The 25,790-nt window shown below is 42.7% G+C and carries 4 protein-coding genes; all 4 read right to left on the reverse strand.

The features are described 5' to 3' along the window. A partial coding sequence (locus tag BHE19_RS02170) for an HYR domain-containing protein (RefSeq protein ID WP_070905774.1) occupies positions 1–9,802 on the reverse strand: 9,802 nt, incomplete at its 3' end. Between the two features lie 478 nt (positions 9,803–10,280). Continuing rightward, the gene (locus BHE19_RS02175; RefSeq protein WP_070905775.1) at positions 10,281–23,246 is read right to left on the reverse strand and encodes a PKD domain-containing protein; all 12,966 of its coding nucleotides are present in this window, start codon (positions 23,244–23,246) and stop codon (positions 10,281–10,283) included. Between the two features lie 270 nt (positions 23,247–23,516). Continuing rightward, the gene (queG, locus tag BHE19_RS02180; protein WP_017498169.1) at positions 23,517–24,443 is read right to left on the reverse strand and encodes a tRNA epoxyqueuosine(34) reductase QueG; all 927 of its coding nucleotides are present in this window, start codon (positions 24,441–24,443) and stop codon (positions 23,517–23,519) included. Beyond that, entirely contained in the window at positions 24,440–25,786 is a 1,347-nt protein-coding gene (locus BHE19_RS02185; RefSeq protein WP_070905776.1) for a cytochrome P450, read from the reverse strand. Before BHE19_RS02185 ends, queG begins: the two co-directional genes overlap by 4 nt. Positions 25,787–25,790: the final 4 nt, after the last annotated feature.

Below are 25,790 nucleotides of genomic sequence, written 5' to 3' on the forward strand. Positions count from 1 at the left end.
ATGGTGCATTGTTAGTTACCGTTACTGTTCCTGAGCAGTTATCGCTTGTAGTTGGTGTTCCTAAAACAACTCCGGTTGCAGCGCATGAATTAGCATCAGCTACAGCAGTAACATTCGCAGGACAAGTAATTGTTGGTTTTTGCGTATCGTTTACTGTTACGGTTTGTGTACAAGTCTGAGTGTTACCAGCAGCATCAGTAGCCGTCCACGTTACCGTAGTGATTCCGATTGGGAAGCTTGATGGTGCGTCGTTAGTCACCGTTACAGTTCCTGAGCAATTGTCTGAAGTCGTTGGAGTGCCTAAAACAACTCCGGTTGCTGTACATGAATTAGCATCGGCTATAGCAGTAACATTTGAAGGACAAGTGATTGTTGGTTTTTGAGTATCGTTTACTGTTACGGTTTGCGTACAAGTCTGAGTGTTACCAGCAGCATCAGTAGCTGTCCAGGTTACCGTAGTGGTTCCGATTGGGAAGCTTAATGGCGCGTCGTTAGTTACCGTTACTGTTCCTGAGCAATTGTCTGAAGTCACTGGAGTGCCTAAAACAACTCCGGTTGCTGTACATGAATTAGCATCGGCTACAGCAGTTACATTCGCAGGACAAGTGATTGTTGGTTTTTGAGTATCGTTTACTGTTACCGTTTGCGTACAAGTCTGAGTATTTCCGGCAGCATCAGTAGCCGTCCAGGTTACCGTAGTGATTCCGATTGGGAAGCTTGATGGTGCGTCGTTAGTTACCGTTACTGTTCCTGAGCAATTGTCTGAAGTCACTGGAGTGCCTAAAACAACACCGGTTGCTGTACATGAATTAGCATCGGCTACAGCAGTTACATTCGCAGGACAAGTGATTGTTGGTTTTTGAGTATCGTTTACTGTTACCGTTTGCGTACAAGTCTGAGTATTACCAGCAGCATCAGTAGCTGTCCAGGTTACCGTAGTGGTTCCGATTGGGAAGCTTGATGGTGCATTGTTAGTTACCGTTACTGTTCCTGAGCAGTTATCGCTTGTAGTTGGAGTGCCTAAAACAACTCCGGTTGCTGTACATGAATTAGCATCAGCTACAGCAGTTACATTTGAAGGACAAGTGATTGTTGGTTTTTGAGTATCGTTTACTGTTACGGTTTGCGTGCAAGTCTGAGTATTTCCTGCAGCATCAGTAGCTGTCCACGTTACCGTAGTGATTCCGATTGGGAAGCTTGATGGTGCGTCGTTAGTTACCGTTACTGTTCCTGAGCAATTATCGCTTGTAGTTGGAGTACCTAAAACAACTCCGGTTGCAGCGCATGAATTAGCATCAGCTACAGCTGTAACATTCGCTGGACAAGTGATTGTTGGTTTTTGAGTATCGTTTACTGTTACCGTTTGCGTACAAGTCTGAGTGTTACCAGCAGCATCAGTAGCTGTCCAGGTTACCGTAGTGGTTCCGATTGGGAAGCTTGATGGTGCGTCGTTAGTTACCGTTACTGCTCCTGAGCAGTTATCGCTTGTAGTTGGAGTGCCTAAAACAACGCCGGTTGCAGCGCATGAATTAGCATCAGCTACAGCAGTAACATTCGCTGGACAAGTGATTGTTGGTTTCTGTGTATCGTTTACTGTTACGGTTTGCGTACAAGTCTGAGTGTTACCAGCAGCATCAGTAGCTGTCCAGGTTACCGTAGTGGTTCCGATTGGGAAGCTTGATGGTGCGTCGTTAGTTACCGTTACTGTTCCTGAGCAATTATCGCTTGTAGTTGGAGTACCTAAAACAACTCCGGTTGCAACGCATGAATTAGCATCAGCTACAGCTGTAACATTCGCTGGACAAGTAATTGTTGGTTTTTGAGTATCGTTTACTGTTACGGTTTGCGTACAAGTCTGAGTATTTCCTGCAGCATCAGTAGCTGTCCACGTTACCGTAGTGATTCCGATTGGGAAGCTTGATGGTGCGTCGTTAGTTACCGTTACTGTTCCTGAGCAATTGTCTGAAGTCACTGGAGTACCTAAAACAACTCCGGTTGCTGTACATGAATTAGCATCGGCTACAACAGTAACATTTGAAGGACAAGTAATTGTTGGTTTCTGTGTATCGTTTACTGTTACCGTTTGCGTACACGTCTGAGTATTTCCTGCAGCATCAGTAGCTGTCCACGTTACCGTAGTGATTCCGATTGGGAAGCTTGATGGTGCATTGTTAGTTACCGTTACTGTTCCTGAGCAATTGTCTGAAGTCACTGGAGTGCCTAAAACAACGCCGGTTGCAGCGCATGAATTAACATCAGCTACAGCAGTAACATTTGAAGGACAAGTGATTGTTGGTTTTTCAGTGTCACTCATCGTTACGGTTCTGGTAGCTGTTGCATTAGCACAACCTCCTGTTCCTGTTACCGTATAAGTGATCGTAGCGGTTCCAGTTGCTTTTCCTGTAACTACTCCTGAAGCATCAACAGTAGCAATTGCGGTATCACTGCTTGACCAGCTTCCGCCTGTATTTCCGTTTGATGTGAATGTAGTCGTTCCGGCAACGCAGATCGTTTGATTCCCTGATAATGTACCTGCATTTGGTGCAGCGGTTACCGTTACAGTTCTCGTTGCAGTTGCATTGGCACAACCTCCTGTTCCTGTTACCGTATAAGTGATTGTTGCAGTTCCGGCTGAAACTCCGGTAACAACGCCAGAAGCATCAACTGTAGCAACTCCCGTTGCATTGCTTGACCAGCTTCCGCCTGTAGTTCCATTTGAAGTGAATGTTGTCGTTCCGGCAACACAAATAGTTTGATTTCCTGATAATGTCCCTGCATTTGGTGCAGCGGTTACCGTTACTGTTCTCGTTGAAGTTGCATTAGCACAACCTCCTGTTCCTGTTACCGTATAAGTGATTGTTGCAGTTCCTGCTGAAACTCCGGTAACAACACCTGTTGAGTTATTTACTGTTGCAATTGCGGTATCACTGCTTGACCAGCTTCCGCCTGTAGTTCCGTTGGATGTAAATGTAGTAGTTCCGGCAACACAAATAGTTTGATTTCCTGATAAAGTCCCTGCATTTGGTGCAGCAGTTACCGTTACGGTTCTGGTAGCTGTTGCATTAGCACAACCTCCTGTTCCTGTTACCGTATAAGTGATCGTAGCGGTTCCAGTTGCTTTTCCTGTAACTACTCCTGAAGCATCAACAGTAGCAATTGCGGTATCACTGCTTGACCAGCTTCCGCCTGTATTTCCGTTTGATGTGAATGTAGTCGTTCCGGCAACACAAATAGTTTGATTCCCTGATAATGTACCGGCATTTGGTGCAGCAGTTACCGTTACCGTTCTTGTTGCAGTTGCATTAGCACAACCTCCTGTTCCTGTTACGGTATAGGTGATCGTTGCAGTTCCGGCTGAAACTCCGGTAACAACGCCAGAAGCATCAACTGTAGCAACTCCCGTTGCACTGCTTGACCAACTTCCGCCCGTATTTCCGTTTGATGTGAATGTAGTCGTTCCGGCAACACAAATAGTTTGAGTTCCTGATAATGTACCAGCATTTGGTGCAGCAGTTACCGTTACCGTTCTCGTTGCAGTTGCATTGGCACAACCTCCTGTTCCTGTTACAGTGTAAGTGATTGTTGCAGTTCCGGCTGAAACTCCGGTGATAACACCTGTTGAGTTATTTACTGTTGCAATTGCGGTATCACTGCTTGACCAGCTTCCGCCTGTAGTTCCGTTTGATGTGAATGTAGTCGTTCCGGCAACACAAATAGTTTGAGTTCCTGATAATGTACCAGCATTTGGTGCAGCAGTTACCGTTACCGTTCTCGTTGCAGTTGCATTGGCACAACCTCCTGTTCCTGTTACAGTGTAAGTGATTGTTGCAGTTCCGGCTGAAACTCCGGTGATAACACCTGTTGAGTTATTTACTGTTGCAATTGCGGTATCACTGCTTGACCAGCTTCCGCCTGTAGTTCCGTTGGATGTAAATGTAGTAGTTCCGGCAACACAGATCGTTTGATTCCCTGATATGGTACCAGCATTTGGTGCAGCAGTTACCGTTACCGTTCTCGTTGAAGTTGCATTGGCACAACCTCCTGTTCCTGTTACCGTATAAGTGATCGTTGCAGTTCCAGCTGAAACTCCGGTAACAACGCCAGAAGCATCAACTGTAGCAACTCCCGCTGCACTGCTTGACCAACTTCCGCCTGTAGTTCCGTTTGATGTGAATGTAGTCGTTCCGGCAACACAAATAGTTTGCGTTCCTGATAATGTACCTGCATTTGGTGCAGCAGTTACCGTTACCGTTCTCGTTGAAGTTGCATTAGCACAACCTCCTGTTCCTGTTACGGTATAGGTGATCGTTGCAGTTCCAGCTGAAACTCCACTGATAGCACCTGTTGAGTTATTTACTGTTGCAATTGCGGTATCACTGCTTGACCAGCTTCCGCCTGTAGTTCCATTTGAAGTGAATGTAGTCGTTCCGGCAACACAGATCGTTTGATTTCCTGATAATGTACCGGCATTTGGTGCAGCGGTTACCGTTACCGTTCTCGTTGCCGTTGCATTGGCACAGCCTCCTGTTCCTGTTACGGTGTAGGTGATTGTTGCAGTTCCAGCTGAAACTCCAGTAATAGCACCTGTTGAGTTATTTACTGTTGCAATTGCGGTATCACTGCTTGACCAGCTTCCGCCTGTAGTTCCGTTTGATGTGAATGTAGTCGTTCCGGCAACGCAGATCGTTTGATTCCCTGATAAAGTCCCTGCATTTGGTGCAGCAGTTACCGTTACAGTTCTCGTTGCAGTTGCATTGGCACAACCTCCTGTTCCTGTTACAGTATAAGTGATCGTAGCGGTTCCGGCTGAAACTCCGGTGATAACGCCAGAAGCATCAACTGTAGCAACTCCCGTTGCACTACTTGACCAGCTTCCGCCTGTAGTTCCGTTTGATGTGAATGTAGTCGTTCCGGCAACACAGATAGTTTGATTCCCTGATAATGTACCGGCATTTGGTGCAGCAGTTACCGTTACAGTTCTCGTTGCAGTTGCATTGGCACAACCTCCTGTTCCTGTTACGGTGTAGGTGATCGTTGCAGTTCCGGCTGAAACTCCAGTGATAGCACCTGTTGAATTATTTACTGTTGCAATTGCGGTATCAATGCTTGACCAGCTTCCGCCTGTAGTTCCATTTGAAGTGAATGTAGTCGTTCCGGCAACGCAGATCGTTTGATTTCCTGATAATGTACCAGCATTTGGTGCAGCAGTTACCGTTACCGTTCTCGTTGCAGTTGCATTGGCACAACCTCCTGTTCCTGTTACGGTGTAGGTGATTGTTGCAGTTCCGGCTGAAACTCCAGTGATAGAGCCTGTTGAGCTATTTACTGTTGCAATTGCGATATCACTGCTTGACCAGCTTCCGCCTATAATTCCGTTTGAAGTGAATGTAGTTGTTCCGGCAACACAAATAGTTTGATTTCCTGCTAATGTACCGGCATTTGGTGCAGCAGTTACCGTTACCGTTCTCGTTGCAGTTGCATTGGCACAACCTCCTGTTCCTGTTACGGTGTAGGTGATTGTTGCAGTTCCGGCTGAAACTCCAGTAATAGCACCTGTTGAGTTATTTACTATTGCAATTGCGGTATCACTGCTTGACCAGCTTCCGCCTGTAGTTCCGTTTGATGTGAATGTAGTCGTTCCGGCAACACAAATAGTTTGAGTGCCTGATAATGTACCGGCATTTGGTGCAGCGGTTACCGTTACAGTTCTCGTTGTCGTTGCATTGGCACAACCTCCTGTTCCTGTTACCGTATAAGTGATTGTTGCAGTTCCGGCTGAAACTCCGGTAACAACGCCAGAAGCATCAACTGTAGCAACTCCCGTTGCATTGCTTGACCAGCTTCCGCCTGTATTTCCATTTGATGTAAATGTAGTCGTTCCGGCAACACAGATATTTTGATTTCCTGATAATGTACCGGCATTTGGTGCAGCAGTTACCGTTACCGTTCTGGTAGCTGTTGCATTGGCACAACCTCCTGTTCCTGTTACCGTATAAGTGATTGTTGCAGTTCCAGCTGAAACTCCGGTAACAACGCCAGAAGCATCAACTGTAGCAACTCCCGTTGCACTACTTGACCAGCTTCCGCCCGTAGTTCCGTTTGAAGTGAATGTTGTCGTTCCGGCAACACAAATAGTTTGATTACCTGATAATGTACCAGCATTTGGAGCTGCAGTTACCGTTACTGTTCTCGTTGCAGTTGCATTGGCGCAACCTCCTGTTCCTGTTACGGTGTAGGTGATTGTTGCAGTTCCGGCTGAAACTCCGGTAACAACGCCTGTTGAGCTATTTACTGTAGCAACTCCCGTAGCACTGCTTGACCAGCTTCCTCCTGTATTTCCATTTGATGTGAATGTAGTCGTTCCGGCAACACAGATAGCTTGATTCCCTGATAATGTACCGGCATTTGATGCAGTAGTAATCGTTACAATTCCATTTATTGTCGCTGCGGTACAAGGTGCTGTATGACCAACTGTTGTTATCGTATAAGTACCACTCGCAGTTGGTGTTCCAGAAATCGTGATTGTTTTTGCATTGGAATCAACAGAAGCTGATAAACCAGTCGGCAAGTTTGAGGCAACAGCATTGGTTGCGCTTCCGCCAAAAGTATAAATCGTGCTAGGAATAGCTGTTCCGTTACAAATTGTCGGGTTTTGTGTACCACTGGTAAATACAATCGTAGAGGCTGTATTTACAACTGCCGCAACTGCAACTCTTGATGCCGAAGTACAACCTTCTGGTGAAGTAGCCTCTACATAATAAGTTGTAGTAGTTGATAAACTTGGTGTAGTATAACTCGCTCCCGTTTTTAATGATGTACCTCCTGTTGAAGCCGCATACCAGTTAATAGTTGCTCCTGCCGATGCTGTTGCATTTAATGTTAATGTTCCTGCACCACATCTGGAGTCTTGTGTTGTTGAATCTATTGTTGGTCTTGTATTTATTGTTGCTACAACTGCCGTTCTTGTTCCTGTAGTACACCCATTTCCTGTAGCATCTACATAATAAGTGGTAGTTGTTGATAAATTTGGTGTGATAAAACTCGTTCCGGTCGCTAATGATGTACCACCGGTCGCAGCAGCATACCAATTAATAGTTCCTGAAGAAGCTGTAGCGCCTAATGTTACTGATCCTGCATCACATCGCGAAGCAGGTGTTGTTGCTGTTATTGTTGGTATTGCATTGATCACAAAATTTGTAGCAGTTCTACAGCTTCCAAGGCCCGGACAAGCTGCATAATATGTTGTGGTCCCCGGCGTATTTGTATTGGTCAAACCTGAGCCCGCAACACCTACAGGATTAAAAGAAGAACCTGTAAATATTGGTGTTAAACTTACAGACGATGTGTACCATTGTATAGTCCCCGAATTTGAACATGTAGAAGTAGCTGTTAATGCCCCGCTACCTCCCTGACAAATAGAAACTCCTGTGGTTGTTGGTGCTCCAGCAACCGGATTGATCGTCATACTTGCAGTCGGAGCCGAAGTACATCCCTGAGCATTAGTTGTAGTCAATACATAGCTGTTCGGTACTAAACCTGAGAAAACACCTGATGTATTATTTACTGGCGCCGTTACCGGATTTGTTCCTCTTAGAGTATAACTTATTCCCGCTCCCGGAGCTGGGGTATTGACTGTTATTGTTCCTGTTGGTGTAAGACAATTTCCTTGTGTTACAGTAGCTGTTGGAGTTGCCGGCAATGCCAAAATTGTAATATCATCTACTGTTTCTGCACTACCTTTAAAATTTGTTCCCGGAACATTTGCCTGGCTTGCTCCTTCATAAGTTTTATTGGCAGTACCATAAGCGTTCGTAAATGCTGTAATTCTTCTATTCGGATTAGCGGTTGTACGTGTTGGATCAAGATACAAAGCCTGCGCACTAGAACTGTAAGTTCCTGCCGCCATAGACGCCGCTACCTTTCCTGTTAAGGTTATCGTAACCACTCCATTTTGTGCAATATTAAAGCCTCCAAATACAGGATTACCTGCCGTAGCAGTGTTTGTTAATACACCTGAAGGTCCTGTTGCTTCTGCTGAATAAGTCGCTGTAGCGGAATCGAACTCGATACCTGTTGGAAAAAGAAAATCTAAAAATACTCCTGCAGCATTCCCCACTCCTGTATTTTTGATCTGAATTTCATAAGAAACTTTTTCTCCAATCGAATTACAGGCTGATGCGGTTGAAAGTGCTTTTACTTTTGTTTCTAAAACAGGGAAACAATTAGAATTTACCTGCAAATTTGGCGGTACATCCTGTGCTGTAAAAGTTGACGCACTACCTGCTGTTCCATCTACCGCACCATTTCTAATTCCCGCACCGGCATTAGACCTTCCTGAACTACCTCCAACTACAGTAGTAGTTAAGGTTACAGTACCGGTAAGGTTGTGTCTGATTATTCCACCACCACCACCACCACCAGGTCCGTGTGAATTATTATTATCATTTTCAGTATTTCCTCCTGCTCCTCCTGCTGCTTCTATTCTGATCGTAGCGGTACTACTATTTGAGATATTCAATAATACTGTTCCTCCGGCACCACCACCACCTGCTCCATCGGGTGAGCCTGAAAAAGCACCTGGTGCTCCTTTTCCTCCATTGGCATAAATGTTACCTGTTCCCTGAACGGTACCTGCATTAATAAGAATAATGGCACCACCGACACCACCTTTAACACCTGTTGAAGCATTATTGGCATCTCCGGCACCACCACCACCTCCCATAACTAATCTTGGAAAGGCAGTTGCAGTAAGATAAGATCTGAAACCTGGTCTTCCTCCTCCTGTTAATGGAAGAACATCACCGCCTCCACCTTGCCATCCGGCACCACCTAAGCCACCGAATCCGCCATTACCTCCACCTCCACCTCCGGAGTTGTGGTCATTACCACCTCCACCAGCGTTGGCAGGGGCTCCTCTTCCTGCAGATCCTCCAGGCATTCCTTCTACTCCATTATCAACCTGATTAAATCCATCCCACATATAACGGGGCGTTCCGGCTATTCCTTCTCCTTTTCCTGAAATTGTATTATTACTTGATAATCCGACATAAGTTGTAGAATTATTAAGATTAGATACTGCTATAGGGCTATAACCTCCTCTAAAACCGCGGGCATTTCCATCAATAGAAAATCCGGCAAAATTGAATGTACCGGAAACATTAAAAGCAATAACTCCTCCTGCAACACCATTAAAAGGAGGTGTTGTTATAGAAGAAGTAAGTGTTAAATTGGAATATTGGGGTACTCTTACAATCTGAAAAGTTCTTTTTCCTCTTGTCGTTGTAGCATCTGCATTATAAAAACTATTCAGGGTTCCACCATTGGCACCCGTTCCTTTAAACGTTAAATTCCCACCAGTCAGTGGGACATTATTAGTTGCGATAACATATTCAAAAACTCCGGTGTTACCCAAAGATGTAAATCCGGTACCTCCTAAAGCATCAGGACCGCTATTTGACGTTCCGGAACCATAACTTGTTGTATTCGTATAATCTATCGTAGCATCCTGCATTTGAATAATCAAAATCAGATCTCCTACTGATATCGCAGTTGTTCCGAAATTATTAGAATACTGATCTGTGGGAGGTACTCCTCCTAAAACTATCGATTGAGTTCCTGCATTCAGTGTTATATTTCCCGAAATAGGAAAATAAGTATTTACAGAACTTGATACGGTAACAGGTCCATCTCCTCCGGGTGTTCCACAAACTTGTGAAAAAGCAGGTAATGACACTAGTCCAAAGAACAAAACAAAAAAGATTTGTTTTAAAAAATTAAACTTGCTAAAAGTAAAGTTATACATAAACAATGGGGAATTTAGAAATGGAAATATCAGATGCTGAGAAAACAACCGTGGTATTCAGCACACAAAACAGATACGATAAAATAATGGAAATGGTTTTTTGAAGTCTTAAAAAGTGCTTTTTAAAAGCTTTTTCAAAAAAGGGCAGCGTTTGGACCATAGGTATATAGGTTCAAGACACAAAATGTCTTTCGGTTAAATTAGTAGTTTTTGGAGCCGCGAAAATATGCAATCAACTGGCTATCAGCTATATTTTTCGATAAACTACCCAGATTAACGATGAATGACGTTTTTCAACAGACCATAATACACTTTTGACTACAAAAAAAATGACTATTTGATAACGAAGTGGTAAAAATTGGCAGGCATATTGTACATATATTACTATTTTAAAGAATATAGTGACAAAAAATCAATAAAAAAAGCGCAACAATGTCGCGCTTTTTTTACTTAATTATTTGAAAAACAATATTTTACATCATCTTGAAAAATATAAATACCCCATTAAACTTATCGGCTCATTTAAATACGTTTTATACGTAATCACGTAAAAATAAGTACCAACCGGTAATCCTTTTTGTTTATTGACTGTTGCTCTTCCTTCTGAAATTCCTGTAAAGACAACGGAGGTATTATTATAACCATGAGCATCATAAACCAGAACTCCCCAACGGTCATAAATTTCTACATATACATCAGGATAACATTCGACCCCATCGATTTTGAAAACTTCATTAATCCCGTCACCATTAGGTGAAAATGCATTGTGAACTGTAATTTTACAAGCGTCTATTGGCAGTACGGTAGGATTGTCTCCTAAAAGAGAGTTTCCGTCAGACAAGTCTTTTGCAATTTGCCCGTCCGGGCTGACGGCACTCACCTCAGCCTGATTTACGACAGATCCGGCCTCGAGATCAGCAGCTGTTAAAACATAGGTTCCAACAAAGTTATTAGAATTTGTCTCTCCTTGTTTTAAAATCACCGGATCACCGGTAATAGTTACACCTGGTTTAGGATCTTTAACTACAACATTTACGAGTATAATATTTCCCGTATTGGTTATGCTAAAGCGATACGTAACTGTTTCCCCTACCTCAGCATATCCATTTTTGTTTTCATCATTAAAAGTAGCCGTTTTGATAAGTGCAATAGAAGGTTTAAGGCTTAAATTAACAACCGTTGGATCATCATCGCCGGTTAAAGTTGGGTCATCACTATCGGAGATATCGGTAACCGGATTTCCCTGAGGGTCATCTCCAATTGCAAGTGCAGAATTGATTACTACTCCTTTGGCAACATCTGCAATATTTACGGTATACGATGCTGTGGCTGTTCCTGTTGCCCCCGGTGCGAGTACATTAGGAGAAACAGCAATGGTTGTCGCTGTTAGCATCGGATCTGTTACAACCAAATTAGTGAGTGCTACATTTCCGGTATTCTTAACTGTAAAACTGTAATTGATGATCGAACCTACTCCTCCATTTCCGGTTAATTTCCCGCCTTTTATTAAAGTTAATTCTTTATGTTGAGGCACCGGAGTAATTGTAGGATCATTAGGTCCAATTAAGGTAAGATCGTTACTGTCGGACAAATCCTGAATGGCTGATCCGCTAGTCGGCTGCGCTTTCACCAAAGCCTGATTTTCGACATAGCCCAGATTAATATCTGCCTGAGTCAACACATAAGTTCCTTTATAATTCGTGGTGTTGGATTGCCCCACTCCCAATACTGCAATTGGTGTACCTGTAATATTTGCCTTTGGATCGGTTACCACCACATTGTTTAAATCTAAAGTTCCGGTATTGGTAATAACGAAGGAATAACGTATTTGCTCTCCCGGCTGTGCATACCCATCACCATTGGAATCAACAAAAACACCTTGTTTAAGCAATTGAATAGAAGGTTGTGCTACCGTTATTTTGATAACTGCTTCATCGCAATTTGACGGATTTAATTTATCACAAATTTTATATACAATAGAATATACTCCCGCAGCTGTACCCGCAGGAACATCCACAGCACCAGTAAGAATATTTAAAACAGGGACTGCAGCTCCGTTTATGGAGTTTGCTGCAGTAATAAGCGTACTATTAATATTGGTCTGCAGAATTGTTGTTCCGTTTAGAGTATCGTTGGCGTACGCATTTAAAACATTACTTGCTCCGGTTAATCCATTAATATTGTCAGCGGCATCATCATTCGCAACAATTGTCGGAACAGCTACTACAATAGTAATAATGGCATCGTCGCAATTCGTTGGGTTTAATTTGTCGCAGATTCTATATCTAATCTGATAAGTTCCCACCGGTGTACCTGCCGGAATGCTAACAAAACCAGTCGCCAAATCTAAAACAGGAACCAATCCGCCATTTATAGAAGTTGCCCCACTGATAATTGTTGGGTTAATTAAACTCACATCTGTTAGAAGAACTCCGTTGTACGTATCATTGTTTGTAAAAGCATTCAGTACATTATTTATTCCTGATAAGCCGTTTGCGTTTGTGATGGTATCATCTTCCGCAACTATCGGAGGTGCGTTTACAATTATGATAATCGTTGCCTGATCACAATTCGTCGGATTTAGTTTTTCACAAATTTGATATTGGATGAAATAAGTCCCTGCAGAGGTTCCTGGCGGTACATCGACATTTCCTGTAGCGGTATTCAATACGGGAACAATTCCGTTTGTTGATGTTGGCGGTGGCGTAGTACTCAAAACACTGATATTAATCAGAGTGGCTTGTGCTGTTACTCCGTTAAGGCTATCATTGGTTAGAGCATTTACTACATTGTTTGCACCAACATATCCGTTAATAGCATTGGCAAAATCATTATTAGCATCAATAATTGGGGCAATAACATTTATGGTGATATCTGCCTCACTGCAATTTGACGGATTTAGTTTTTCGCAAATACGATAATGAATAACGTAAATTCCTGCTGAAGTTCCTGCCGGTACATCGACATTTCCTGTCGCAGTATTCAATACCGGAACCGGGTTACCGGAAACATATCCTGCCGGAGTGGTGGTACTTACAGATGTAATATTAATGTTAACCAATTGAATATCCGAACCGTTCAGTCTGTCATTTGTAATGGCATTTATGATGTTCGTTCCGCCTGTATATCCATTAATCGTACCTGCGTTATCTGCATTAGCGATGATCGTTGGCGCTATAACCACAATAGTTATAGTTGCCGTATCAAAATTAGCTGGATTTAAGTTCTCACTCAAACGATATTGAATGGTGTAAGTTCCTGCTGCGGTTCCTGCCGGTACATTTACATTTCCGTTTGAAGGATTTAGAACTGGTACTGCTCCGCCATTAATTGGTGTTGCCGGAACTACATTACTGATGGTTACCTGAGCAGGAATAACGGCCGCTCCGTTTAGGGTATCATTCGATAAAGCATTCAGTACATTCGTTGCTCCCGTAAATCCATTAATATTGGCTGCGGAATCATTCACTGCATCTATTTGAGCTCCTGTCACATTAATGAAAACTGTAGCATTATCACAATTCAGCGGATTTATTTTCTCGCAAATATGGTATTTAATTTCATAATTCCCTGCCGGAGTTCCAGCCGGAATACTTACAAATCCGGTTAGCGGTTCTAATACCGGAACCGGGCCTCCGTTTATTGGTGTTGCGGCGGCATCAACGGTAATATTAACTTTCGAGATGTTAGCAGCAGTTCCATTAAGGGTGTCATTCAATAAAACATCAATTGCATTGTTGGTAGTTACATATCCGTTTATATTAGCAATTGTATCATCATTAGCTACAATTAATGGTGCCGAAACCTCAACAGTTATAAAAGCAAAATCATTATTAGACAAGTTCAGCTTTTCATTCAGCTGATAACCTATCAGGTAAATTCCTGCTGCAGTTCCCGGTGGTACACTTACGTTTCCTGTTATCGCGTTGAGTACCGGAACCAAACCTCCGTTAATAGGTGTAGCAGGTATAATATTAGTAATTGTTACTTCCGAAGGAATTACAGCCAAACCATTTAAGGTGTCGTTGTTTAAAGCATTTAACGCATTCGGATCACCAACAAACCCATTAATTGGTGCAAAATTAGCATCATCTACAGCATCAATTGGTGCTGGAACAACCATGATGGTAACCACTGCCTGATCGCAATTAGTTGGATTTAGATTTTCACAGATTTTATATACAAATTTATATTCTCCTGCCGGTGTCCCCGGAGGAACGTCTACTAAACCGGTAACGCTGTCAAGTGTCGGAACCGGACCGCCATTTATAGCCGCTGGAATTGATATAACGGTTGTCGTAATATCCGGAAGGTCCAGCATTCCTCCGTTCAGTAAATCGTTATCATAAATATTGACAATATCATCTGCTCCTTCATAGCCATTTACATTTAAAACGGTATCGTCAATAGCTTCAATAATTGGTACAACTACATTAATAATTACAGTCGCATCATCACAATTACCCGGATTAAGGTCTTCACAGATCTGATACTTTATTTGATATTGACCGGCCGGAGTTCCCGGTGGAACAGTCACAAAACCTGTCGAAACATCTAACTCAGGAACAGGAGCTCCCGGAGTTTTAGGCTGCGCCGGCGTTAGAACTGAAGGAGTCAATACATCTGCCAGATTGATATTAATAATCTGACCGTTAAAAGTATCAGCTCCGGCTGCATTGGTGTACACATTAATGACATCTACCCCACCTTCATAACCATTGATATTATTGACCTGATCGTCATTTGCAATTATCGGAGCCGCATCTACCACAATAGCAATGCTTCCGTTTGCACAATTTGTCGGGTTTAATTTTTCACAAATCGTATAGGTTATATAATAGGTATCGGCCGGAGTTCCTTCGGGAATGCTGATGCTTCCTGTGGCCGCACTAAAAACCGGAACATTAGCTCCAGGGTACAAAGGTATAGCAGCAATATTTTGAGAAATTGTTATTTCATCAAAATTTGCTCCGGTAATCGGCACTCCGTTTAAGGTGTCATTGGTTAGGGCATTCGCAGCATTCAGCTGTCCTACATAACCATTTATGTTTTCTACCCGATCGTCATTTGCCACAATTTCGGCATTTCCAACCGGAACCAGAATACTTGATGTATCACAATTGGTAGGCGCTCCGATTTCGCAAATCCTATATTCAATTTCATACAGTCCTTTAACGGTCCCCGGCGGTACATTTACATTTCCGGTGGTGATATCCAGATACGGAACGGTTGTTATGGCCGAATTAATAGGCTGTGCCGGATTTACTACCGAAAGGGTTACATTAGACAAGGTTGCCTGTGCACTGGCCAGTCTGTCATTGGTTAAAGCATTAATCACATTGTTAGCTCCCGTATATCCGTTTACCAGATATTTCACGATATCGATTCGGGCATCAATTCCTGCAGTAGTTACACTAATGGATTCTGTTGCTGTCGAACAATTTTTAAAATTCGCAGGATCTGATGGAGTTCCGGGATTTACAATTTCACATATCGTGTAAGTTAAGGTATAATCTCCCGGAGGAGTTCCCGGTCCTACAGAAATAGTATTGTTAGCAGGATTGAAGGTTAAAAAACTGGAAATAGAGTTGATTGTAACATTAACTGACGAAGGGTTCAAAATAACTCCGTTCAGCGTATCACTGTCTAAAATGGTTTGTGCTCCGGTATTCCCTCCTGTATCTCCTGATATGGAGGCGAAATTTTCTGAAACTGCGCAGATTCTGTTAGAAATTGTAAAGGTAGTTCCGGATGAGATACAAGTATTCAACCCTACTCGTCTCACATAAATGGTTACATTTCCGGAAGGTAAACCTGCAAAAACATTACTGGCCTGAAAAGTCGTTCCATTGCTGCTGTATTCATATCCTGTTCCCAGATCCGGATTCGTGATATTAACGGTCCCTGTAGCAATGGTACAGGAAGGTTGTTCCGTTACCAAACCAACCGGAGCAGCAGGAAGATCAAAAACCTTTAAAGTTACCTGATTGGAAAGGGTACGACAACCGGACTCTGCCTGAGAAATATTCACTCTGAAATATCGGTTACCAGCTGTAGCGTAAGCTGGTGTTGTATAAGAAGCTGTTGTACCGCCAACTCCAGCTGTTACGTCTGTATAAGGCCCTGCCAGAGCAGCAGCACTTTGCCATTGGTACAATATTGGGCTTCCGGAAATATTTCCCGTTGCCACAACGGTAAAAGTATGAGTCTCATTAATACAGGCTTCCCCATCTTTTGGTTGCGTAGTAATTATTGGAATATCAAAAACATCAACTTTCGCCGGATTAGAATTTATTGTTCCACATCCAACACCTGAATCTGTCACGCGCAATCTGTAATACGCATCTGCATTTACAAAACCGGTCGTATAAGTTGTTGTATTAGCTCCCGAACCATCCGTTACGTTTGCCCACCCTGTCGTTCCATCCAAGGATTTTTGCCACTGATAGGTAAAGTTTCCGGAACCATTTTGTGCACTGGATGTCATAGTAAATACACCTCCTTCACAAATATTTCCACCCACAGGCTGTACTGCTATCGTTGGATCCGGTATAACAGTTGCTACTACAACATTGGTAGTAAGAGTACAATTTGGATTTGACGAAGTGATTACACAACGATAATAAGTTGTAACAGAAAGTGGTCCTGTCAAATAATTCGGATTTTGTGCTCTGATTTCTCCGGTAATATTAGCCCAGCCATTAACCCCGTCTGGTGAACGCTGCCATTGATAGGTAAACGAAGCCGACCCATTGTTAGCAGAAGCCGCCGTTGACATCAATACTGTTCCTCCCACACAAACGGTATTCGGATTAACAGGCTGAGTCGTAATACTTGGAATAATTACTGAAGCAATACTCGATAGAATTGGTATACATCCCTGGGTAGGATCAGAAATGGCTACCTGATAAAAAGTAGTCACCGTTAAGTTTGGAGTCGTATAAGATGCCGAATTTGCACCCGAAATATCAGTAAACGGACCCGCTAAAGCAGCAGAGCTTTTCCATTGGTACGCATAATTTCCGGAACCTCCTGCCACTACTACATTTAAAGTTGCATTTGAACCGCTGCAGATGTTAGTTTTAAATACCGGTTGTGTCACGATGGTAATGGCCGACAAAACGGTCACGGTCGCTACGTTTGAAGTAATGGTATTACATCCGCTTCCGCTGGCCGAAACATCTACTTTATAATAAGTAGTTTGTGTTAAAGCAGGAGTTGCATAAGTTGCTGCCGTTGCCCCGCCTATGGCTGTAAAAGTAGCGTTGTTTGTACTGCTATACCATTGATAAGTTAAGGCCGGAGTTCCATTCGCTCCTGTTACCGATAAAGTATGATTTCCTCCTGAACAAATTGTCGCTCCTGTTGGTTGAACGGTAATGGATGGATCCGGAACCACTGTTGCTGTAACGGTATTGGAGGTTAAGGTACAATTGGTCGTCGATGAGGTCACTACACATCTGAATTGGGTTGTAGCATTCAATACATCTGAAGTAAAATTAGCCGTAATTGCCGTTGCATTGGTTTCATTCACAAAACCTGAACCCGAATTACTTTGCCATTGATAACTAAGTGATCCTGTACCTCCGTTTAATGAAGCTGAAATACTGATGTTTACAATTCCTCCCACGCAAATAGCTGCCGGAGTGGCTGGCTGAGTCGTGATTGTTGCCACAAATACCGGTACTGCATTCGAATAAACTTCGCAGCCATTAGGCGTTTGTGTCACTCTGACTCTGTAATAAAAAGTAGAAGTTAATGCTCCTGTGGTGTAAGAGGCTGTTGTAGCACCGCTTCCTCCAGTTGTATTGGCCCAGCCTGTTGTACCGTTTGCCGATCTTTCCCATTGATAAAGCAAAGCTCCTCCCAAAGGATCTCCCGAAGCTGCGACCGTCATGGTATGTGTCGCACCGGAACAGATTGTATTTCCCACAGGCTGCTGGTTTACAACCGGATCAGGAATTACATCCACTAATACGCTATTGGAAGATACCAGACCACAACCGTTTCCGGTAGCCGAAACATCTACACGATAATAAGTATCCTGTGTTAATACCGGAGTGGTATAAGTACTGGAAGTCGCACCGGATATTTGCGCAAAACTTATATTATCCGAACTGCTGTACCATTGATAATTTAAAGACGGAGTTCCCCCTGTTCCTGTAACCGATAAGGTAAATGCCCCGCCTGAGCAGACAATTCCTCCTGTTGGCGGAACTGATATGGCAGGATCAGCGACTACAGTGGCGGTAACCGTATTTGAAGTCAGTATACAATTGGTTGTTGATGAAGTTATCAGACATCTGAACTGAGTGGTAACATTTAAAACATCAGACGTAAAATTAGCGGTTGTTGCCGTTCCATTGGTTTCATTTACAAAACCTGCACCTGAATTACTTTGCCATTGATAACTTAATGCTCCTGCTCCTCCGTCTAAAGTTGCAGCAATAGTCATGCTTACAATTCCGCCTACGCAAATAGCTGCCGGAGTTGCAGGTTGTGTTGTAATGCGCGCAACATTAACCAATGCCGGATTTGAAAAGGTTTCACAGCCGCTTCCCGATTGTGTAATTTGTGCTCTAAAATACAAATTCGATGTTAAGGCTGCTGTAGTATAAGTTGCTGTATTGGCTCCGCTTCCTCCTGAAACATTAGTCCAGCCCGAAGTTCCATTCACCGAACTTTGCCATTGATAAACAATCGTTCCTGCAGCTGTATTGGTAGTTGTCGCAGCGACCGTCATCGTATGAGTGTTTCCTGAACAAATTGTACTTCCTGTTGGCTGAGTAGTGACAACAGGGTCTGCAATAATGGTGAGTTTCGCCGCATTACTTGTAACCTGTGTACAAGTACTCGAAACAATTACTCTATAATAATAAGCTCCACTTGTTAAAGCATTATTAGTGGAAAAAGAAGCATTCGTTTGTCCTGAAATATCGGTCCAGCCCGTAACTCCATTGGCAGAAGTTTGCCATTGATAGGTATAAGGTGATATGCTTCCGGTTGGGCTAGCCGTAAAAGTTGTGGTACCTCCTTCGCAAATAGTGGTATCACTTGTTAATCCCGCAAGGGCTAAGTCAGAAGGTCGTACTATATTGACTTCATCTGCATAAGAATTACAAGAGCCATTACTAATTGTCCATTTTAATCGTGTTGTCCCTACTGATATATTCGTTACCGTAGTGTTAAAAGCATTGGCATTGGTGATTACTGCCGTACCTCCGGGATTCGTTACAAAAGTCCAGACACCTGTTCCCGTTATCGGATTGTTTCCATTTAAGGTTGCGGTTCCCGTATTACAAATCGTCTGATCGGCTCCTGCATTTGCTAAAGGCGGCAATGCATTTACAGTTACCGAAACAGTACTGGAACTTGACGCACACACTCCGCTAGTAATCGTCCATCTAAAAACATAATTACCTGCCTGTGTTCCCAGAACAATTGTTGTTGGCGAAGTGGCATCTGTAAAACCTACTGTTACCGGCCCTGAGATTTGTGTCCATAAACCTGTTCCTATTATTGGTGTATTTGCTGCCAGAGTCAGCGTTTGAAATTCACAAATACTAATTGGAGTTCCCGCATTTGAAGTGGATGGCAGAGGGTTAACCGTTAAAGTCATCTCGTCAAAAAATTGACAGCTCAGATTTGTGGCTGTCCATCTCAAAACATAAGTTCCCGAAGCACTTGGTGTAAATGTAGAAGTCGGACTCGAAGCATCAGAAAAAACTCCTGCCGGTCCACTGGTTTTTGACCATTGTCCTGTTCCAACAGTAATGACATTGGCAGCTAAAGTTGCACTATCAGATTCACAAATCGTCTGATCAGGTCCGGCATTAGGAACTGTTAAATTTGCAGTCACCGTAATTTGAACCGAATCTGTTGTAGACGGACAAAGTGCTCCATTGCTAACGGTCCAGCTAAAAACATATACCCCACCTGTTTGTGTCAGATTGCTAACCGTTGTCGTAGGCATAATATCTGAACTAAATACCGCTGTAGTTGGTCCGGAAACCTGAGCCCATTTTCCCACTCCTGCTAGTGGTGGAATTGCCGTTAAATCTGTCACAGATCCGCAAATACTTTGATCACCACCCGCAATTGCCGGTGAAGGCGGTTCTGAATTCTCAATCCTAATCTGGTCCGACTCACTACAGGTTCCTGAACTAACGGTCCAGTTAAACACATAAAAGCCATAACCCGGATTTATAAACATCGTATTAGGATCGGTATCATTTACAAAAGATCCTGTTCCCGGGCCGAATAATACCGTCCATTTTCCTGTTGTTCCGGGATCAGGTGTCGAAGCTGCCAGCTGAAATCCTCCTGCACCTACATCGCAAAATTCCTGATTAGGCCCCGCATTTGGAGGTGTTGTAATCTGACCGTTTACCGTTACCTGAATATCATCTGACGTTTCAGGACAAAGTCCTTGTGCCGCAATAGTATATCGAAACACGTAAACACCCGGTATTAAATTGGTTACCGATGCGCTATTGTTACTGGTTGTTGTAATGGTTGGCGCTCCTGCTCCTCCGGAAACATAGGACCAGGTTCCTGTACTGTTGGGATTACCCGTTAGATATAAAGGTCCCTCTAAGCAGGTGGCATAATCAGACCCCGCAGCAGCAACTTCCGTTACTTTTACGGTCATCTGATCTTGGTTTGTCGGACAATTTATTCCTGTAGAGGTCGTCCATTCTAGAATATATTCTCCCGTTATAAGTCCGGATAAAGTCGAATTAGCAGCTCTTGCATCTGAAAACACAGGCGAATTTGGTCCGCTGACTAACGACCATATTCCATTGCCTATCACCGGAGGAGTTGCTCCGAGAGTAACCGAATTTTGATTACAAACCGTTTGATCTGGTCCTGCGATTGCCGGTGAAGGACCTTCGTCAACATTAAGCTGTACGGTATCTGATGTACTCGCACAGAATCCTCGTGAAATGGTCCATTTGAACACCCATGAACCTGGAGTTAGTCCTGTTATTGTAGTAGTGGGACTATTCGGATTTGTAATAACAGGTCCGTCTCCTCCACTAACCAATTCCCATAGGCCGCTTTCTCCGGAAGCTGGTGCATTTCCCGTTACTGTTGTATTATTGGCACATAGTCTTTGACCGGGACCAGCCTGAGCTACAGTAATATCAGGTGCTATAGTTATACCTACACTATCTTCGCCATCGGCACAGCCCACATTACTAACGGTCCACTTGAAAGTATAATCTCCGTCACTTAATCCTGTTACCGTAGTATTATATTGCGTTGGATTTGTAATGGTTACCGGTGTTCCCATTGTCTGAGTCCAAAGACCGGTTCCGGGAGCAGGATCATTTCCGTTTAAGGTAATCGTGCCGGTACCCGTCGCAAAACATTGAGCAGCTCCTGCATCAGCATCTGCTCCTTCTGTGCCATTGGTAACAACATCAACTGTATCTGCCGACGTACCGCAGCCGTTTGCAATAGTCCAGGTAAAAGTATAAGTTGTATTGGCAGCCAATCCGCTTACTCTGGTATTTGGATCACCCGGATCGCTAATAATTACTCCGGCACTGGGAGAAACTGTCCAGGTACCATTTTCGCTATTCTGTATGGCATTTCCCTGTAATTCAACTTTTGCCCCAAAACAAACTGCCTGATCAGGTCCGGCATTAGCATCTGTAGGGGCGACACTGGATACCAAAACCTCAGAAGTGCTTTGAGATACTTCACAGGCTTCTCCACCTGAAATGGTCCATCTAAATTTATATGCCCCGTTAATTAAGGGAGATACTGTTGTAGTGGGGCTATTGACATCAGAAAAAGTCACACTACTGGGCCCTGAAATCTGTGACCATTTTCCTTTCCCCCGAACGACCAGATTTCCCGCCAATGTTCCGGAAGTTGAATTACAAGGTACTATCTGCATCGTTCCCGCACTCGAGGTGGTAGGAGTTGCAGATACCACCAATGTCACATTATCATAAACGGTTTCACACTGACTCCCCTGATTTGGCGCTTTAATTAACCGAACAACATAAGTTCCTGAAAAAGTCAATTGACTAATTGTAAGACTGTTTCCTGAAAAATTCACCGGAGCTGTCGGGAACGAAGGATATGGCGGATTCAGAATGGGATTGATACTTGGTCCTGATACGATCTGCCAGCTCATTTGCCCATTACCTGTAAAAGTTACCGGAATTATAGCCTCAGAATCATTACAGCCCAGAACCTGATCCGGACCTCCTGAAATGGATATTATATCTTCTAAGACTACCACATAATTAGCCGTCGTCACACAATTTGTTACGCTATTAGTCAGTGTGTACAAAAAAGTATAGGTTCCTAATGTGGTCATTCCTGACACTGCTGTGGCCGGAGAAGTCGGATTTTGAATTACTGCTGTTGGGCCTCCGGTTTGTGTCCACTGCACACTTTCATTTACATATCTTGGTATTGTTCCCTGAAGGATTGTTGAGGTTCGTCCGTCACAAAAAAAAGCTGTAGAACCACTAACATTAGTAACATCGGCTGTTGGCGGCGGAACTACTACCGTTACTTCATCCACTCCATTGGCACAGGTTCCGGCAACTGTCCATCTAAAAACATAAGTACCTTCAAGCAGGCCTGTTACGGTTGTATTGTTTTGATTGGCATTCGTAAAAGTTGGAATACTTGGTCCTGAAACAACTGTCCAGGTACCTTGCTGCTGTCCCGGTGTATTTCCGCCAAAACTCCCATTAAGCGTAACGGTCTGCGTAGCAGAATAACAGTTTGAAAGCGTGATGTCAGATCCTGCAGTAACAGGCATTCTTCCGCCCAAGCTTGAGATAACTACGTCATCAGTTGAAGTACAGGATGCATTTGTTATGGTCCATCTTAGCGTAGTCGAACCGGAACTATTTCCGGAAACGGTAATTGTACTAGTGGGAGAATTTGGATTGTTAATTGTAACTCCGGCACTATTATTTCCTACAATACTCCAGGTTCCTGTTTCTGTTCCTCCTACTGTGTTTCCGTTAAGTGGATATGTCCCCTGACAATAGGTTTGATCCGGCCCTGCATTTGCAGCTGTAAGTGGCGAAACCGTCACTACAACATCATCAAATATGGTTGAATCGTCACCACATTTAGCCGTTAATCTAAAAGTATAACTATTTCCGGGAACCGCTCCCTTAATTAAGGTCTGCAATGCGTTCGGATCATCGATTTGTACCGCTGGCCCTCCTATCTGACTCCATTTCGGAGCATCCATAAAATTAGTCCCGGGTGCCGTATTGGCTGTCCCCAGTAAATAAAACTGATCTGGTGGTAAAGCTGTTGCTCCACCCGGACAAATTGTTCTGTCTGCATTTGCATTTACAGTACAATTCTGCGAAAAAGTATAAGCGGGAAGTACAAATAAAAAAAAGAAAAGCGTTTTATTTAGTCCTTTATGTAATTTATCAGAGTAATTTAATTTCATAAATTTAAATTTTTGAATTAAAAACAAAGAAATAACAGTAAAAACGTTGGGGCGACTTAACACAAATTTAATAAAAAAAAGCTTATCAAGTCAATAAATGTACTGATTATTAAGTAGTTACAAAATAAAAGCAATTAAAAAACACAACTTACTGATTATCAATAAATTACATGCGTTTAAGGATTTTATTTGTATGAAAAAATTAAATTAGAGCTCCTAAAATCATTAAAAAAACAAAAAAACAAGACAAAATACATCCTGTTTTTAGTTTTATTCAAGAAAGAGAATATTGCGTTTTAAGCCATCAAATTTGGTTCTTTTGATAGGGGAATTTTTAAAAACTAACCGAAAAGTTTCCTCGGTAATTTCGATCCAATCCTTTTTAGAAAAGGAAAGTAATTCCGGATTGGGATTGAATAAAGGTTCGGAATGCGGCTTTGAGAATCGATTCCACGGACAAACATCCTGACAGGTATCACAGCCAAACATCCATTCATCAAACTTTCCCTTCATTTCATGAGGTATGTTTTCTTTGAGTTCGATAGTGTAATACGAAATGCATTTGCTGCCGTCGACTACATGAGGGGCCACTATTGCCTGTGTGGGACAGGCATCAATACAAGCAGTACACGACCCACAATGATCTGTTGTAGCGTGATCGTACTCTAAATCTAAATCCAGAATAAGTTCGGCAATGAAATAAAAAGATCCTACTTTTTGAGTCAGCAGGTTACCGCTTTTACCAATCCAGCCCAGTCCGCTTTTTGCTGCCCAGGCTCGATCTAAAACGGGTGCCGAATCTACAAAAGCACGGCCTGATACTTCTCCTATATTTTCCTGAATCGAGTGTAAAAATTCTTTTAATTTTTCTTTAATCACAAAATGATAATCCTGACCGTAGGCATATTTCGAAATTTTAAAGCTTTCGTCGGTCTGGGTTTCTGTTGGGTAGTAATTTAATAAAAGTGACACTACACTCTTGGCATCATCTACTAATAAAGTAGGATCCAGACGTTTGTCAAAATAATTCTCCATATACCCCATCTGCCCATGATGGTTGTTGTTTAACCATTTTTCAAGACGCGGTGCCTCCTCTTCCAGAAATCCCGCTTTGGATATTCCGCAAGAAAGAAAACCGAGCCTTTTGGCTTCAGCTTTTATAAATTTTGAATAGGTCTCTTTAGAATTGATTGTCATCTTTTAGAGAATAAAACTTCTATTCCAACAGGTTTTAAAGTAATTAACGGATTGAATTGAACAATATCAGTCTCCGATTTAATTACGTATTTTTTTACAACATGAGCCACAGTAAGGCACATTTCATAGATCGCAAATCCCGCTCCGATACACATTCTTGGTCCGGCTCCGAAAGGATAAAAATATTGCATCGAGTGTTTCTTTTGTTCCCCAAGAAAACGCTCCGGAATAAACTCTTCGGGATTTTCCCAGTATTTAGGATTTCGATGCAACTCATAAAAAGAAACTCCAATTAAAGTTCCTTTTTTTAAATGATACGCTCCAATAGTATCATCTTCAACATTTTGCCGGTCTGTAATCCAGGCTGGCGGATACAGGCGCATTGCTTCATTGATAACGGCATTCAAATAGGTCATCTTCTGCAATTGTTCTGTTACATTCTCTGTCTGTGCTTCGATTTCCAAAATTTCATCCAATACTTTCTGCTGTATCTCCGGATTTCTTCCCAAAAGGTATAGTGTAAAAGTTAAGGCATTGGCACTGGTTTCATGTCCGGCAATAAAAAGAATTTTAATTTCATCAATCAGTTGTTTGACTGACATTCCTTCACCGGTATCTTCGTAACGTGTTTCTAAAAGCAGCTGAAGCAAATCGTTTACGGACTCTCCCGAAGTGGTTCGCTCGTCGATAATTTCCTGAATGATTCGGTTGTTCTCTTCGGCCAGTTCCAAATGTTTTGCCACCTGACCACTCACCGAAAACCACCATGCTTTATGGGGAAGCCGAATTTCTTTGATCAAAAAATTCTGAACTTCTTCGATGATGTATTTGATCCGATTTAATTTCTCTTCCGAAATCGAAAGATGAAACAGTGACTTCGCCACTACATTAAATGCAAGCTGACTCATAACCGGAAAGAGATCAATGCACTTTTCTTCCTCCAATTCCTTTAGTTCTGAAACGATTGTCTCATTCATATTCTCAACCAGCTGATTCATTTTCTGTTTGTGAAACGCGGGCTGAATGAGTCGTCTTTGTTTCAGCCAAAAATCACCGTCAACGGTCAAAAGTCCTTTTCCCAAGTATTTTGAAAGATAAACGGACTGAAATTTAGATTTGTGATAGTTCCTTTGATTTTTCTGCAAAATATGCTGGGCAATCTCATTATCACGCGATAAAATCAAGTGTTTCGAACGTCCTATCTGAAGTGAAAAAGAATCCCCAAACTGCTCAAAATATCTTTTATGATAAGGAATAGGGTTTCTACGCACTCCTTCGGCATCTAAAAAGAACCTTACGATCGAAAGCTTGTTCGGGTACTTGTATTTTTTATTTTCAGACATGCTT

It is taken from the genome of Flavobacterium tructae (genome assembly GCF_001853485.1).
Taxonomy (GTDB): Bacteria; Bacteroidota; Bacteroidia; order Flavobacteriales; family Flavobacteriaceae; genus Flavobacterium; species Flavobacterium tructae.